Origin of the sequence: Microbacterium sufflavum, assembly GCF_023101165.1 — a bacterium.
Classification (GTDB): Bacteria; Actinomycetota; Actinomycetes; order Actinomycetales; family Microbacteriaceae; genus Microbacterium; species Microbacterium sufflavum.
The window spans coordinates 1183649-1197961 of the sequence record NZ_CP078076.1; the positions used below are offsets into that span (position 1 = coordinate 1183649).

The 14313-nt window shown below is 71.6% G+C and carries 15 protein-coding genes; 5 read left to right on the forward strand and 10 right to left on the reverse strand.

The features are described from left to right. Position 1: 1 nt before the first annotated feature. Both KV394_RS05925 and KV394_RS05930 read right to left on the reverse strand, forming a co-directional pair. Positions 2-457, reverse strand: a complete 456-nt coding sequence (locus KV394_RS05925) for a hypothetical protein (protein WP_206252075.1) — start codon at positions 455-457, stop codon at positions 2-4. Further along, positions 454-1083 (reverse strand): RNA polymerase sigma factor, encoded by a 630-nt coding sequence (locus KV394_RS05930; protein ID WP_247982542.1) that lies wholly within the window; start codon positions 1081-1083, stop codon positions 454-456. The genes KV394_RS05925 and KV394_RS05930 overlap by 4 nt, the downstream gene beginning before the upstream one ends. 464 nt (positions 1084-1547) lie before the next feature. On the opposite strand from KV394_RS05930, the gene KV394_RS05935 reads away from it, so the two are divergent. Continuing rightward, on the forward strand, positions 1548-1781 hold the full coding sequence (locus KV394_RS05935) for a type II toxin-antitoxin system HicB family antitoxin (protein WP_247982543.1): 234 nt from the start codon (positions 1548-1550) through the stop codon (positions 1779-1781). 18 nt (positions 1782-1799) lie between these two features. On the opposite strand, the gene KV394_RS05940 is transcribed toward KV394_RS05935, so the two are convergent. Next, on the reverse strand, positions 1800-3101 hold the full coding sequence (locus KV394_RS05940; protein WP_247982544.1) for an MFS transporter: 1302 nt from the start codon (positions 3099-3101) through the stop codon (positions 1800-1802). 72 nt (positions 3102-3173) lie between these two features. Between KV394_RS05940 and KV394_RS05945 the strand changes: the two genes are divergently transcribed. Then, entirely contained in the window at positions 3174-3764 is a 591-nt protein-coding gene (locus KV394_RS05945) for a winged helix-turn-helix domain-containing protein (RefSeq protein WP_136036253.1), read from the forward strand. A 103-nt stretch (positions 3765-3867) separates the two neighbouring features. Here KV394_RS05945 and KV394_RS05950 read toward each other — a convergent pair whose 3' ends face one another. The 7 genes from KV394_RS05950 to KV394_RS05980 form a co-directional block, all read right to left on the reverse strand. Continuing rightward, complete coding sequence (locus tag KV394_RS05950) at positions 3868-5001, reverse strand: FUSC family protein (RefSeq protein WP_240753165.1); 1134 nt, start codon at positions 4999-5001, stop codon at positions 3868-3870. A gap of 171 nt (positions 5002-5172) precedes the next feature. After that, positions 5173-5856 carry a hypothetical protein gene (locus KV394_RS05955; RefSeq protein WP_136032232.1) on the reverse strand — a complete coding sequence of 228 codons (684 nt, stop codon included), beginning with the start codon at positions 5854-5856 and terminating at the stop codon, positions 5173-5175. Further along, on the reverse strand, positions 5856-6770 hold the full coding sequence (locus tag KV394_RS05960) for an ABC transporter ATP-binding protein (protein ID WP_136045128.1): 915 nt from the start codon (positions 6768-6770) through the stop codon (positions 5856-5858). Before KV394_RS05960 ends, KV394_RS05955 begins: the two co-directional genes overlap by 1 nt. Continuing rightward, entirely contained in the window at positions 6767-7156 is a 390-nt protein-coding gene (locus tag KV394_RS05965) for a GntR family transcriptional regulator (RefSeq protein WP_247982545.1), read from the reverse strand. The genes KV394_RS05960 and KV394_RS05965 overlap by 4 nt, the downstream gene beginning before the upstream one ends. A gap of 85 nt (positions 7157-7241) precedes the next feature. Then, positions 7242-7781 carry a GbsR/MarR family transcriptional regulator gene (locus KV394_RS05970; protein ID WP_247982546.1) on the reverse strand — a complete coding sequence of 180 codons (540 nt, stop codon included), beginning with the start codon at positions 7779-7781 and terminating at the stop codon, positions 7242-7244. Between the two features lie 4 nt (positions 7782-7785). Continuing rightward, a complete protein-coding gene (locus KV394_RS05975; protein WP_247982847.1) occupies positions 7786-9408 on the reverse strand; it encodes an ABC transporter permease in 1623 nt (540 codons plus the stop codon). Further along, positions 9408-10394, reverse strand: coding sequence for an ABC transporter ATP-binding protein (locus tag KV394_RS05980; RefSeq protein ID WP_247982547.1), 987 nt, complete (start codon positions 10392-10394; stop codon positions 9408-9410). The genes KV394_RS05975 and KV394_RS05980 overlap by 1 nt, the downstream gene beginning before the upstream one ends. A gap of 90 nt (positions 10395-10484) precedes the next feature. Between KV394_RS05980 and KV394_RS05985 the strand changes: the two genes are divergently transcribed. From KV394_RS05985 to KV394_RS05995, 3 genes are all read left to right on the forward strand, one after another. Further along, a complete protein-coding gene (locus tag KV394_RS05985) occupies positions 10485-11684 on the forward strand; it encodes a class I SAM-dependent methyltransferase (protein ID WP_247982548.1) in 1200 nt (399 codons plus the stop codon). Positions 11685-12014: 330 nt separating this feature from the next. Further along, positions 12015-13319 (forward strand): quaternary amine ABC transporter ATP-binding protein, encoded by a 1305-nt coding sequence (locus KV394_RS05990; RefSeq protein WP_136032223.1) that lies wholly within the window; start codon positions 12015-12017, stop codon positions 13317-13319. After that, entirely contained in the window at positions 13319-14287 is a 969-nt protein-coding gene (locus KV394_RS05995; RefSeq protein WP_247982549.1) for an ABC transporter permease, read from the forward strand. Before KV394_RS05990 ends, KV394_RS05995 begins: the two co-directional genes overlap by 1 nt. Positions 14288-14313: the final 26 nt, after the last annotated feature.

Sequence of the window (14313 nt, forward strand, 5' to 3'; positions counted from 1 at the left end):
GTCACAGCTCGAACTGCGGGGTCTCCAGCGTGCGTTCCTCGTCGCCGTCGAGCGTGGTCAGCCGCACGCGGCTGAGCCCGGGCGGGACGTCGTCGAACTGGAAGCGCCCGGTCTCCGCGGGCGTCGTGGTGCGCGTGCGGTCGCCCTGGGCCAGCACGATCCGCGCGGCGGTGGTGTCGACCCAGCCGTCGACGCGGCGCCGTCCGGACGCGGTGGTGGTCACGTGCAGCAGGATGCTCGTGGTGCCGTCGCTGAACTGCAGCGTGAGCGCGTCGGCGTCTCCCCGCACGGCGCCGAGCTGCCCCTCCACGAGGGTCAGCAGCGCGTACTCGCGGTTGAGCCCGTCGGCGGCGACCGCGGCGACCATGCGGTCGATCAGTCCGGCCGGCACTGGGTCGACCTCGTCCCACACGGTGCGCAGGCGCGCGAACAGGCGGGCGTCGTCGTGATCGCTCATGAGCGTCCCCCTCCGGTGTGCGGCGCCGGGGCGTCGAGCAGGTCGCGCAGCTTGGCGAGGCACCGGCTGCGGGTCGGCCCGATGCTGCCGACGGGCATGCCGAGGTCGGTCGCGAGGCGGGCGTAGTCGGGGCGGTCGTCGAAGGCGATCACGCGGAGCAGGCGCTGGCACCGCTCGGTCAGGCGGCGCACGGCGAGCCAGAGTCGGCGGTTCTCGTCGCCGAGCGTCGCGTGGTCCTCGGCCGAGGCCTGTTCGGGCAGGAGGGTGTCGAGGTCGTCGGCCTCGGTCGTGTCGATGCGGCCGTTGGCCTTCGCGGCCTTCCACGCCTCGCGGCGGGCGGTCGTGGTGAGCCAGGCCGACACGGCGCGTGGGTCGGCGATCGAGCCGTGACCGCGGACGAGCCGCAGCCACGTGGTCTGTACCACGTCTTCCGCGAGGGTGCGTTCGAGCCCGTAGGCGCGGACGACGTGCCAGAGCACGGGCGACAGCAGTCGCACGAGCCCATCCATCGCGCGGCCGTCGCCTTCGCGCCATGCGCCGAACAGGTCAGCGGCACGTTCCCACCGTGCCCGGCCGTCGTCGGATGCAGGATCGAGGGGGGCGGCGCCGGAGGCACCGTCGATCATGAAGCCCATTGTGATCACACCTACCAGGAGCACGGCAAGAGCCCGGTGATACATGAGGGCGGGCTTTCCACAGCCGGATCGTGGATGGTATCGTTATTGATACCATCCACGATCATGGGCTCTATGGAAGACGTCGTTGCACGCATGCGGGCGCAACCGCAAGGCGTGCGATTCGCCGACCCTTGTGAGGGTTTGCGATCATCACTTCGGAGAGCCGCGGCAGCGCGGCACCTCCCATCGCGTGTATCGAATGCCTTGGGCAGGAGACCCGCGGGTGAACATCCAGAGCGATCACGGAGCGGCGAAGGCCTACCAGGCCCGGCAGGTCTTGGCGGCGATCGACAGACTGAAGGGAGCGGGACATGCCGACGGTGAAGCCTGACCACTACGCATACCGCGTTCGATGGTCCCCGGAGGACGCCGCGTATGTCGGCACGGTTGCCGAGTTGCCTTCGCTGTCCTGGGTGTCTGAGGACCAGGGCGACGCGTTCCGGGGTATCCGACAGCTCGTCGCCGATGTGCTCGACGACATGACGGCGAACGGGGAGGAGCCGCCCGTGGCCATCTCCGACCGCTCCTACTCCGGCAAGTTCCTGGTTCGGCTCACACCGGAGGCGCACCGCCGGCTGGCGATCGACGCGGCGGAGCAGCACGTGTCGCTCAACCGCTTGGCCGTCAGTCGACTGATCGGCGCCTGACTCCCGCCCACCCTCGCGCTACTCGGCCGCGAAGGTGGCCGCGTGCTCGGCCCACCGCGCCTCGACCGGGAGGGCACGCAGCGCGCGATTGCCGAGCGCGAGCGCGGCCGCGACCAGGCACAGGCCGGCGCAGACGAGGATCGTGCCCTCGCGGCCGAGCCAGGAGAGCCCGAACCCGGCGATCAGCGGGGCCAGGGGCATCGCTCCCATCGCGAGCACCCCGATGGCACTGTTCGCGCGGCCGAGCAGCCGCGAGGGTGTCGCGACCATGAAGTAGCCGAGGAGGGCGGCGTTCAGCGCGGGGAGCAGCAGGACCGACGCGCCGAGCACCACCGCGATCGCCCAGGGCTCGCGCACCGTGGTCAGGGCGACGGCGCCGAGCGCGACGACGGCGAGGCCGCCCACCGTGAGGATGCCCGCGGGGACGCGCGGCACGAGCAGCGGCGCCAGCACGGCCCCGACCAGCATGACCGCGCCGATCACCGCGCTCAGGGTGCCGATCAGCAGCTCGGAGTGTCCCGCCTGCTGCAGCGCGTAGACGACGGTCGTGATGGCCGCGTTGAACCCGAGGTTCACGATGGTGAGGATGATCATCACGCCACCGAGGTCGCGGCGGGAGAGCAGCCACGTGAAGCCTTCCCGCAGCTCGCGCCCCGCGTGGGGACGGGGGGCCGGCTCGTCCGCCGGCGCGGCGTCGTCCTCGGCTCCGGTGTCGGCGATCCCCGCCCGTCGCGTCTGGCGCCGCAGCATCCAGGCGGTCACCGCGGCGACGGCGTGGCACAGCGTCATGACCGCACCGACCACCCAGCCGCCGAGGCCGAGGAGCAGTCCGCCCAGCGGGCCGCCGGCGAGCTGGAGCGCCGCGTCCCTGCCCTGGTTCGCGGCCTGGGCGCGGCCCATCGCCTCGTCGGGCACGATCTCCTTGAGCGCGCTCTCGCCGGCCACGTCGAACAGGCCGCTGCGGGCGGCGAGCAGCACGTCGATCACGAGCAGTGACGTGAAGGTGAGGGCGTCGCCGATCGCGAGCAGAGTGAAGGCGCCCGCGAGGACGATGCCCAGCAGGGAGCCGAGCAGCATGAGGACGATGCGCCGGTGGCGGTCGGCGAGCACGCCCCCGGCGAGCGTGAGCAGCACGCGGGCGACGAGTCCGGCGGCGCCGATGATGCCCGCCTGCGCGGGGTCGTTCGTGATGAGGAGTGCCAGGAGCGGGACGGCGAAGCCGAACAGGGAGGCGGCGAGCCCCTTGCTGGTGTCGCTCACGAGCCAGGTGAGGTAGCGGGTGTTGCGCCACAGGCGGTGGGGGGTGGTGGCGGTGGTCATGGCTCGACCATAGATGCGCAACATAAATTGCGCAACTAGAGGTGCGCAATTGTCCGCCGGTAGGATCGGGGCATGGCCGACGACGCGGGGACGAGCGCGGGCGACGACGCCGTCTTCATGACCTCGGCGATGCTGAAGGCCTACTCGCATCCGCTGCGCCGCCGGATCCTGCGCCTCATCGCGCGCCGCGAGCACCTGCGGGCCGCCGACATCGCCGCCGAGCTCGGCGTTCCCGCGAACAGCGCGAGCTTCCACCTCCGGGTGCTCGCCGACGCCGGACTCATCGAGGAGGCCCCCGACCGCGCGCGCGACCGCCGCGACCGGGTCTGGACCGGACGCAAGCGCGCCCTCAACCTCGGCGACCCGCAGAACCCGGTGGCCGATGAGGCGCTCGGCGGCGCGGTGGTCGCCGCCCTGGCGGAGGAGCACGGCGAGCTGGTGCGCCGCGTACTCGCCTGGAGCCCCGAGTACGTCGCCGGCCGCACGACCGAGGTACACGCGTCGTTCGTGCAGCGCACGATCCGCCTGACCGAGGCCGAGTTCGAAGACGTGATGCGCCAGGTCAACGACGTGCTGTCGGCGGCCGACGATGCGCACGACGCCACAGACCCCGACGGTCGCTACTGGCAGCTCGACATCGTCGTCGCCGACGACACCATCTGACTCACCCGTCGCCCTGACTCACCCGTCGCCCTGACTCACCCGTCGCCCTGACTCACCCGTCGCCCTGACTCACCCGTCGCCCTGGCTCACGCATCGCCCTCGCTCACGCGTCGCCGTCCGGGCGCTCGCCGCTGAGGATCAGGATCCTCCGCAGGTGCATCGCCGTCAGCACGCCGGGACCCATCGTGCTGCGCGCGTCGAACGTGCGGTCGTCCACACGCTCCAGCAGCAGGCGGATCGCCCGCGCGGCCTCACCCCGCCGGCGGTGCGCCTCGCTGGATCCGGGATCGGGTTCGGCGATCACGTCGGCCACCGCGTGACAGGCCGCCGACAGGGGCTCGGGCAGCGCGGGGTCGAGCGGGATGGCGGCGGGCCGGTCCCAGATGGTGTCGGCGGTCGCATCGGCGATGTCGCGGATCAGGTGGGCGATGCGGTCGAGCGTCGAGAGGTCCTCGTGGATGTGCGCTGTCCCCACGTGCCGGCGTCGCGCGCGTGGGTTGTACCGCACGCTCTCGTCGGCCTCGGTCAGCGCCGCCCGCAGATCGGCGGTGGTCTCGGCGAGGGACGCCGCGTCCTCCGCCCACTGCGCGGTCTCCGGCGGCCACGACTCCGACACCGCGTATCCGATGTCGTGCAGGTGCTCGCCCAGCTGCGTGCGGAAGGACTCCACTCTCGACGCAGCCGCCGCGGCGAGCGGTGCGGGCGCGATCAGCACGTTCACCAGGAGCCCGATCACCACGCCGACGGCCATCTGCGCCAGGTACCCCACCGAGTAGTCGTCGGCGTTCTGTCCCCCGATGATCAGCACGAACAGCGCGGCCATCGGCACGTACTCGCGTCCGGCGCCGAACCATCCCGTGCCCGACAGCAGCACGCCCAGACCCACCACGAGCGGGATGGTCCACCACGTCGGACCGACGGTGAGCACGATCAGGGCGGCCAGGCCGATGCCCGCGGCGAGCCCGAACAGCGTCTGCAGGCTCGATCGCATCGAGCCCATCAGCGTCGGGTACATGCTCACCAGAGCACCGAGCGGCGCGTAGTACGGATACTCGTCGGTGACGCCCGGCATGTGCGGCGCGACGGCCCACGCGAGCCCGACCGCGAGCGCCGTCTTCGCCACGAGCAGCAGCCGCGGCGGTCGCACGGCATCGCGCAGGGTGCGCGAGAGGTACGACCGGCGTTCGCGCAGGCGCAGGCGCGGGTGGTCGCGGAGGCGGCGTTCCTCGGGCGTCACGGCATCCTCTCTCTTCGGGCGGGCGGGTTCTGCTCCTGGACGTTACGCGCGAACGGACGGCGGAGGAGTGGGGTTGCCTCCGCTGCGGTCTGCGGGTAGTGCCCGGACGCACGGATGCCGCGGCCCGCACCGAGTGCGCGGCCGCGGCATCCCTCGTGCCGGGTGATCCGATCAGGGGATGGTCCGCCGGAAGGCGAGGAACGAGACGACGGTCAGGACGGCGGTGATCACCAGGCCCCACACGGCCAGGCCGAGGGCGCCGAGGTCCATGATCGTCGCGCCGACGTGGTTCCACAGGTCGAGCCGTGTCGCGAGGAACACCAGCCCCACCAGGATGAGCCCCAGGCCGATGCTCACGATCAGCAGCACCAGCTGACCCCAGCTCTTGTAGATCGTCGCGCCGGTGAAGCCGACCACGAAGAAGAACAGGGCGAGCGTGAAGAACACCACGAAGGCGCCCAGGGGTCCCGCGTCCCACAGCCACGGCAGGTAGAACAGGTAGCCGTTGACCCCCCAGCCGTCGGTGAGCATCTCGATGCCGCCGCCGATCAGGAAGAGCACGCCCATGATCGCGCTGCCGAGGATGGCCGTCAGCATCGTGCCGAAGAAGAACTCCCGGCGCGTGATGCTCATCGCCTGCGAGAACGGGAACGTGAGGGTCATCGCCGACATGCCCACCGCGAAGAAGTACCAGAGCGGCGCCTGGCCGCCCCCGCCGTACTTGGGGGTGTCGACGGGGATCATCGCGTAGATCAGGATCGAGATGATCGTGGCCGCGCCGAGGATCATGAGCGGGTACCAGATGAAGGTGCCCTTGTTGATCAGCTGCAGGCGGATGACGTTGAACGTGCGCATCAGCGGACCTCCTCCTTCACCGCACCGGCTCTGTCGGCGGCGGCGTCGTTCTTCTGGGTGAGCCGGACGACGAGCTGCTGCAGCGACACCGGCGTGAGGTCGAGGCCCGCGGCGACGACCGCGGAGCGCTCCTCGGGCGAGAGCCGGCCCATGACGGTGACCGAGGCCACGCGGCCGAGCTCGTCGCGGTGCAGGATCTCGCGGCCCTCCGCCCAGGCGTCGACCTTCGCGGCCTCGCCCACCACGGTCACCGCGCGGTCGCGCACGGCATCGGTGTCCTCGTTCAGCAGGATCCGTCCGTTGTCGATCACGATGACCTTCTCGATGAGGTTCGACACCTCGTCGATCAGGTGCGAGGACAGGATGATGGTGCGCGGGTGCTCCGAGTAGTCCTCCACCAGGCGGTCGTAGAAGATCTGCCGGGCGACCGCGTCGAGCCCGAGGTACGGCTCGTCGAAGAAGGTGATCTCGGCGCGCGAGGCGAGTCCGATGATCACGCCGACCGCCGAGAGCTGTCCACGCGACAGCTTCTTGATGGTCTGCTTCATCGGCAGCTGGAACTCCGCGATCAGCTCGTCGGCGAACGCCTGGTCCCAGTTCGGGAAGAACAGGCTCGCGGCCTTGAACGCGTGCTTCGGGTAGGCGTCGTCCGGGTACTTCTGGCTCTCGCGCACGAAGCAGATGCGGCCGAGCACGTGTGCGTTCTCGTACGGGTGCTCGCCGAACACCTTCACGGTGCCGGATGATTCGAAGTTCTGGGCCGTGAGGATCGACATGAGGGTCGTCTTCCCGGCACCGTTGCGGCCGAGGAGCCCGTAGATCGAGCCCCCTTCGAGGGCGAGCGAGACGTTGTCGAGCGCCCTCTTCTCCTTGTAGCGCTTGGTGAGGTTCTGCACCTCGATGACGGCGGTCATGCGGGGTTCTTCCCTTCTGGGGTGGGGGTGTGTGCGGCGCGCTGCCGGAGCAGGTCCGCGAGGTCTTCCGCGCCGAGGCCCAGCGTGCGGGCCTCCGCGAGGAGCGGGTCGATGTAGCGGTCGGCGAAGGCCGCGCGGCGCTCGCCGAGGAGCAGGTCCCTGGCGCCTTCCGAGACGAACATGCCGATGCCTCGGCGCTTGTGGAGCACTCCCTTGTCGGTGAGCATCGCGACTCCCTTCGCCGCCGTGGCGGGGTTGATGCGGTAGAACGCGGCGAGCTCGTTCGTGGAAGGGGCCTGCGCCTCCTCGGCGAGTGAGTCGTCGAGGATCGAGTCCTCGATCTGCTCGGCGATCTGGAGGAAGAGCGGCTTGCCTTCTTCGATCACAAGTCCTCCGCTGGGTTGGTGGGTTACTTACTCGACTAAGTAACCATGTAACCCACGCGCGTGTCAACCCTCGGGATCGCGACGATCAGCTCCGGTCGTGCCGCGACTCGTGCCACTCCTCCACGATCTGCCCCATGCGCGCGGACAGGAACCGGAAGAACGCGGCCAGCTCGACCGCCCGCGCCTGCGCGTCGGGATCGTCGCCGTGTGCGCCCGCGATGTCGTCGATGTACTCCGCGAGCCGCGCGTACACGGGAAGGTTGCCCACGATCGAGCGGTAGAAGGGATCGTGCATGAACGCGTACCGGTCACGGCGCTCACCCGGCCGCGGGCGCCGCTGGATGAAGTGCAGCTGCTGCAGGTAGCGCACCGCCCCCGACACCGCCGCGGGGGAGACGCCGAGCCGCTCGGCCAGCTCCGCCGCGGTGTACCCGCCCTCGGGCGCCGCGACCAGGGCCATCATCACGCGCGCCGGCATCCGCGGCATCCCCGCCGCCGTGAGCATCGCCGCCGCCTGCTCCGCCGGTTCCACGCCCCGGTGCTCGCGCTGCGGCTCGGCATCGCCCGCCGTCGCGTCCGACCCGTCGTCGGCGTTCGCGGCCTCCCCGCCCGGTGCCCGCGTCATCGCACTACCCGCCCGTCGCGAGCTCGCGCCGACGCATGAGGGCCAGGGCGCCCGCCGTGGCCCCGGCGACCACGAGCACGAGCCACCACAGCCCGCGCACGTCGACGCCGTCGCCGTCGACCACCGGGGTCACCGCGAACGGGGAGAGGTTCGCGGTCCAGTCCGGCAGCCCGAACAGCGGGCCGAACATGCCGAGCAGCGCCGCGAGCAGGACCAGGATCCACGCCACGGGGATGGTCGCGCGCGGCAGCACCACGAACACGAGGGCCGTGAGCGCCACGAACACCACCGCCGCGACCGCCTGTCCCGCGCCCGCCACGGCCACGATGCGATACAGCTCGGTGTCGCCGTCGCGCGACCACACGCCGAGCCAGCCACCCAGCACGGCGGCGGCGACCACGATGAGCACCGCGCCCACGCCGACGATCACGTGGTCGGCCAGCCAGCGCACCCGTCCGGTGGGGGTCGAGAGCACGAGCTCGACCGTGCCCCGCGCCTCCTCCTGCCGCGCGCGCACCACGGTCTGCACCGCGCAGCAGGCCGCGAGGATGCCCAGCAGCGTGAAGAACACGGTCACCACGACCTCGTCGAGCCCGCCGGTCGCGCCGCCGATCTTCTCCAGGATGTCGGTCACGGCGGGATTCTCGCCCGCGATCTGGTCGACCACGCCGCCCAGGGTCGTGGCGAGCAGCCCGGTGAGCAGTCCGCCGACCGCCCACCCCACGACCGCGCCCGAGGTGAGTCGCCACACCAGCGCGTGCGGCGACGAGAGGGCGGGCCGCGCCGCGGAACGGCCGGGGCGTTCGGCCACGAAGCCCGCGTCCACATCGCGCAGGCCCTGCAGTGCCAGGGCCCCGGCGGCCAGGACGAGGCCGAGCGCCAGTCCCAGGACCGCGGGCCAAGCCGCATCGACGTCGTACGGACGCGTCTGCTCCGCCCAGCCGAACGGCGACAGCCACGCAGGCCAGGCGCTCGCGATCGCGGTCAGCTCGTCGTTCGGGGTCCCGGCGGCGTTGCCGATGCCCCGGAGCAGGAAGGCGGCCACGAGCACCCACACCGCCGCGGAGTTCGCGCCGCGCGACGTGCGCAGCAGCTGCGCCGCGAGCAGGGCGATCCCGAGGAAGGCGACGCCGCAGGAGGCGGCCGCGGCGCCGGAGAGCAGCGAACCGGCGACGGGCAGCCCGGTCGCGAGCAGGGCCACCGCGGTCAGCGCGCCCAGCACGACGTTGGCGAGGAGGCCGTGCACGATCGTCGCGACGGTGGGAAGGTGCCGTCCGGCGGGCGTCGCCCACACGAGCTCGGCGCGCCCCGACTCCTCGTCACCCCGGGTGTGCCGCACCGCGAGGAACGTGCTCATGAGGGCCGCCAGCATCGCCAGCCACGGCAGGATCTCGAAGGCGAGGAACGCGCCCTCCGAGGTGCCGGACGGCAGGCCGCGGAACATCAGGATCACCGGGTTCGCGAGCGCCGCGGCCAGGATGTTCTGCCGGTCGGCCAGGGTCGAGTACGACTGCGTGACGCCCGCATACCCCGCGAACGCCATCAGCGCCGTCCCGAGGATCCACAGCGGCACCTGCACCCGGTCGCGGCGGATGCGCTGGCGCAGCAGCACCCCGAAGCGGTCCATCACGCACGACCCTTCGCGTGGCGGGAGCGCCGGGTGGACGGCGCCGCGTCGGACCCGCCGTCCTCGGCCGCCTCGAGCGTCGCGAGGTCGTCGCCGTAGTGCCGCAGGAACAGCTCCTCGAGCGAGGGCGGAGCCACGCGGAGGTCGGAGATCCCGAGCGTGGCGAGGGCGGGCAGCACCGCGGCGGTGCGGTCGCTGTCGACGGTGAGACGGAAGCGGTCGTCGTGCGCCGTGGCGTCGTGCACCTCGGGGATCGCGGCGACGCGGTCGAGCGGGACACCCGGGGCCGTGAACGACACGTCGCTGCGGGTGAGGTGCCGCAGGTCGGCGAGCGTGCCGGTCTCGACGATGCGCCCGGCGCGGATGATCGACACGCGGTCGCACAGCTGCTCGACCTCGCTCATGATGTGGCTCGACAGCAGCACGGTCGCGCCGTTCTCGTGGGCCCGCGCGACCTCGCGCTGGAAGATCACCGCCATGAGCGGGTCGAGCCCGCTGGTCGGCTCGTCGAGGATGAGCAGGTCGGCCGGCACGGCGAAGGCCGCGATCAGCGCCACCTTCTGGCGGTTGCCCTTCGAGTACGCGCGGCCCTTCTTCCGCGGGTCGAACTGGAAGGCCTCCAGCAGCCGGGCCTTCTCGCGCCGGTAGGCGGCGTCGTGCGTGCGGGCTCCGCGCAGCCGGGCGAGCAGGTCGATGGCCTCGCCCCCGGAGAGGTTGGGCCACAGGCTCACGTCGCCCGGCACGGAGGCGATGCGCCGATGCAGCTCGACGGCCCGACGCCACGGGTCCTCGCCGAACACGGTCACCGCGCCCCCGGTGCGGCGGGCGAGGCCCAGGAGGATGCGGATCGTGGTGGACTTGCCGGCGCCGTTCGGCCCGAGGAATCCGTGCACCTGACCGGACTCGACGCTCAGGTCGAGACCGTCGAGGGCGTGCACGTGCCCGTAGAGCTTGGTGAGGCTCTGGGTGGCGATCACGGTGCTCATGCGCGGGAGCGTACGCCCGCTTCACGAACTTGTGAATCCGGTGAAGCGGACGCATGCGGAATCCTTACGGCGCCCGCGTACAGTGGGCTGGTGCCGGAGTTCCCCTACGCCCGCCTGCGCCGCTGGCCCGACGTCGAGGCCGAGAACCTCCAGGCGCACGACGCCACCGACCTGCTGCTCGCGTCACGGGCGCTCGACAGCGGGATCACCGGTGCCGAGACCGCCGTGATCGGGGACGAGTACGGCGCGATCACCCTGCCGCTCGTGGCGTCCGGGCTCCGGGGGATCCGGGCGCACCAGGACCTCGCGACCGGGCGCCGCGCCCTCGCCCGCAACGCGGAGGAGCTGGGACTCGACGGATTCACGACGCACGAGCTCGACGAGACGCTGCTGCGCGGGGCACGGCTCGTGCTGCTGCAGCTACCCAAGGCCCTCGCGGAACTGGAGCAGATCGCGGATGCGGTCGCCCGCTGGGCCGCGCCCGACGCGGTGCTCGTGGCCGGGGGTCGCGTCAAGCACATGACCCTGGCGCAGAACGAGGTGCTGCGGCGGAGCTTCGGGGACGTGCAGCCGCAGCGGGCCGAGCGCAAGTCGCGGCTGCTCGTGGCGTCGCAGCCGCTGGCCGTCCCCGCGCAGCCGCCCTTCCCCGTGCGGGCCGCGCACGACGGCCTCGCCCTGGTCGCGCACGGCGGCGCGTTCGCCGGACCCCGCCTCGACATCGGCACGCGCGTGCTGCTCGAGGCGCTCGCGCTCGACGGTTCACAACGCCGGAGAACCGCTCGCCCCGGGGCTGCATCCCCGCCGGAACTGCCGGAGAACGAGGGTTTCTCCGGAGCCGTGAACGCCCAGGATCCGCGCCGTGTGCTCGACCTCGGCTGCGGCACGGGCGCGCTCGCGGTGTCCTGGGCCCTCGCGCACCCCGGGGACGCGGTGACCGCGACCGATCGCTCGGCCGCAGCCGTGGCCTCGACCCGGGCGACCGTGGCCGCGAACGGCGTCACCGACCGCGTCACCGTGACCCACGACGACGCCGGATCCGACCTGTCCGACGGGGCGTTCGACGTGGTGCTGCTGAACCCGCCGTTCCACCTCGGCAGCAGCGTGCACACGGGGGCCGCGACGCGGCTGTTCGAGGCCGCCGCGCGACTGCTCCGGCCGGGCGGCGAGCTGTTCACGGTGTACAACTCCGGCCTCGCGTACCGCCCCGAGCTGACGCGACTGATCGGGCGGACGGAGCAGCTCCGACGCACCCCGAAGTTCACCGTGACGCGCAGTGTGCGACGCCCGTGAACCCCCGTCGCCGAGATTGCTAGACGCTCGTACTATCCCCCGGTCAGCACCGGAAACCCGGGCACGTTCCCGGCCCAGGATTTGTCCCTGACCGGCCATTTCGTTACGTTGGTCTGTGGGCCTGACGGCCCGAAGACCAGTCCGCGACCACGTCCTTCTTTCGATGAGCTGTGCTGCGAAGAGGCGTGGGCGTACGGTCGGTCCTCTCTGCGGCGGATCCGAAATCCACCGCCCGCGCCGCCACAGCGATGATGTCGAACGGCCTCGTGAGGATCACCCGGACGTGACCGAAGCAGGCTCAGCCACCCGAGGCCGAGCCGCAGGGGAAACGTGTCCGACATCGCACTCGAAGCGCGCCATCTGTACAAGGTGTTCGGGAGGAATCCGAACGCCGCCGTCCGCCGACTGAAGGCGGGTGAGAGCCGCGCGGCCGTCGCCGACGCGGGCACCGCCGCCGTCATCGACGCCAGCTTCACCGTGAACCGCGGTGAGATCTTCGTCATCATGGGCCTGTCCGGATCGGGCAAGTCCACCATCATCCGCATGCTCAACGGCCTGCACGACATCACCGACGGCACCGTCACGGTCGGCGGCGACACCATCACGGGCATCCCCGCGGGTCGTCTGCGTGAGATCCGCCGCGACCGCATCTCGATGGTCTTCCAGCACTTCGCCCTGCTGCCGCACCGCACGGTGGCCGCGAACGTGGCCTACCCGCTCGAGCTCAAGGGCGTCGCGGCGGCCGAGCGGCAGGCGAAGGCCGAGGAGATCCTCGCGCTCGTGGGCCTCGAGGGCCAGGGCGACAAGCTGCCGTCCGAGCTCTCCGGCGGCATGCAGCAGCGCGTCGGCATCGCCCGCGCGCTCGCCGCCGACAGCGACATCCTGCTGATGGACGAGGCGTTCAGCGCGCTCGACCCGCTGATCCGCCGCGAGATGCAGGAGCAGCTGCTGGAGCTCCAGCAGAAGCTGCACAAGACCATCGTCTTCATCACGCACGACCTCAACGAGGCCATGTTCCTCGGCGACCGGATCGCCGTGATGCGCGACGGGCGCATCGTGCAGATCGGCACGCCGGAGGACATCCTGATGGATCCCGCGAACGACTACGTCGAGCAGTTCGTGCAGGACGTGGACCGTGCCCGCGTGCTCACCGCCGCGAACGTCATGGAGCGCCCGCGCCCCGTGGTCGCCGAGACCGCCGGCCCGCGCACGGCCCTGCGCCAGATGCGCGACGCCTACATGTCGGCCACCTACGTGGTCGGCAAGGACCGCCAGCTGCTCGGTGTGGTCACCGACCGCGATGCGGTGAAGCTCGTGCGGCAGGGGGTGACGCGACTCGACTCCGTGATCAAGCCCGTGCTGCAGAGCGTGCGCGAGGACGACGTGCTCATGAACCTGTTCGTGCCCGCGGTGGAGTCGCCGCTGCCCCTGGCCGTGACCGACGCCGACGGGCGACTGGCGGGCGTGATCCCCCGCGTGACCCTGCTCGCCGCCCTCGGCCCCGGCCCCGGCTCGACCGAAGAGATCCTGCTGCCGATGACGCCCATGCCGCAGGCCGAGATCGACGCGGTGCTCGACGACGGGTGGACGGCCGAGCCGCTGCCCACGACACCGGAGACGGAGGAGGTGCGCTGATGGACGGATTCCGCATCCCCCTGGGCGACTGGGTCGCCGCCGGTGTCGACTGGATCACCGCGAACCTCGACGGTCTGCTCGACGTGGTGTCGTTCGTGGTGAGCTTCCTCGTGGACGGCCTCACCCGGCTGCTGCTCACCCCGCACTTCGCCGTGATCATCGTGATCGCCGCCCTGCTCGCCTGGGTCGTGCGGTCGTGGAAGCTCGCGATCGGCACGGCTGTGTCGTTCCTGCTGATCGTGGCGATGGACCTGTGGGTGCCCGCGATGCAGACCCTCGCCCTGGTGCTCGTCGCGGCGATCGTGGCCGTGCTGATCGCGGTGCCGCTGGGCATCTGGTCGGCGCGCAACGCCACGGTCCGGGCGGCCCTGAAGCCGGTGCTCGACTTCATGCAGACCATGCCCGCGTTCGTGTACCTGATCCCCGCGATCGTGTTCTTCGGCATCGGCGTGGTGCCGGGACTCGTGGCGACCGTGATCTTCGCGCTGCCTCCCGGCGTGCGCCTGACCGAGCTGGGCATCCGCGGCGTCGACTCCGAGACCGTGGAGGCCGGGCATGCGTTCGGCGCCACCCCCGGCCAGATCCTCCGCGGCATCCAGCTGCCCCTGGCGATGCCGACCATCATGGCCGGCGTCAACCAGGTGATCATGCTCGCGCTGTCGATGGCCGTGATCGCCGGTATGGCGGGAGCGGACGGCCTCGGGAAGATGGTGGTCGAGGCGATCTCGACGATCAACATCCCGAAGGGCGTCGAGGCCGGTCTGGGCGTCGTGCTGATCGCGGTCTTCCTCGACCGGGTCACCGCCGCGCTGGGGGCCCCGGGCGAGAACCGCTCGTCGCTGTGGGGCCTGTGGAAGCGCCGCCGGTCGGGCGCGGGTTCGGGCGCTGCGCGCGCCGCCGCCGCGACCTCCACCGCCGCGACCCCCGCGTCGTCCGACGCTGTCGAGCCCGAGCTCACTCGCGCCTGACCCCACCCCACCGCGACGTCCCGCCC

Bases quoted from the DNA above. Each gene is read 5' to 3' on its own strand.
- KV394_RS05925 (WP_206252075.1), bottom strand. From the start codon at position 457: ATGAGCGATCACGACGACGCCCGCCTGTTCGCGCGCCTGCGCACCGTG.
- KV394_RS05930 (WP_247982542.1), bottom strand. From the start codon at position 1,083: ATGATCGACGGTGCCTCCGGCGCCGCCCCCCTCGATCCTGCATCCGAC.
- KV394_RS05940 (WP_247982544.1), bottom strand. From the start codon at position 3,101: ATGACCACCGCCACCACCCCCCACCGCCTGTGGCGCAACACCCGCTAC.
- KV394_RS05945 (WP_136036253.1), top strand. From the start codon at position 3,174: ATGGCCGACGACGCGGGGACGAGCGCGGGCGACGACGCCGTCTTCATG.
- KV394_RS05955 (WP_136032232.1), bottom strand. From the start codon at position 5,856: ATGCGCACGTTCAACGTCATCCGCCTGCAGCTGATCAACAAGGGCACC.
- KV394_RS05960 (WP_136045128.1), bottom strand. From the start codon at position 6,770: ATGACCGCCGTCATCGAGGTGCAGAACCTCACCAAGCGCTACAAGGAG.
- KV394_RS05970 (WP_247982546.1), bottom strand. From the start codon at position 7,781: ATGACGCGGGCACCGGGCGGGGAGGCCGCGAACGCCGACGACGGGTCG.
- KV394_RS05975 (WP_247982847.1), bottom strand. From the start codon at position 9,408: ATGGACCGCTTCGGGGTGCTGCTGCGCCAGCGCATCCGCCGCGACCGG.
- KV394_RS05980 (WP_247982547.1), bottom strand. From the start codon at position 10,394: ATGAGCACCGTGATCGCCACCCAGAGCCTCACCAAGCTCTACGGGCAC.
- KV394_RS05995 (WP_247982549.1), top strand. From the start codon at position 13,319: ATGGACGGATTCCGCATCCCCCTGGGCGACTGGGTCGCCGCCGGTGTC.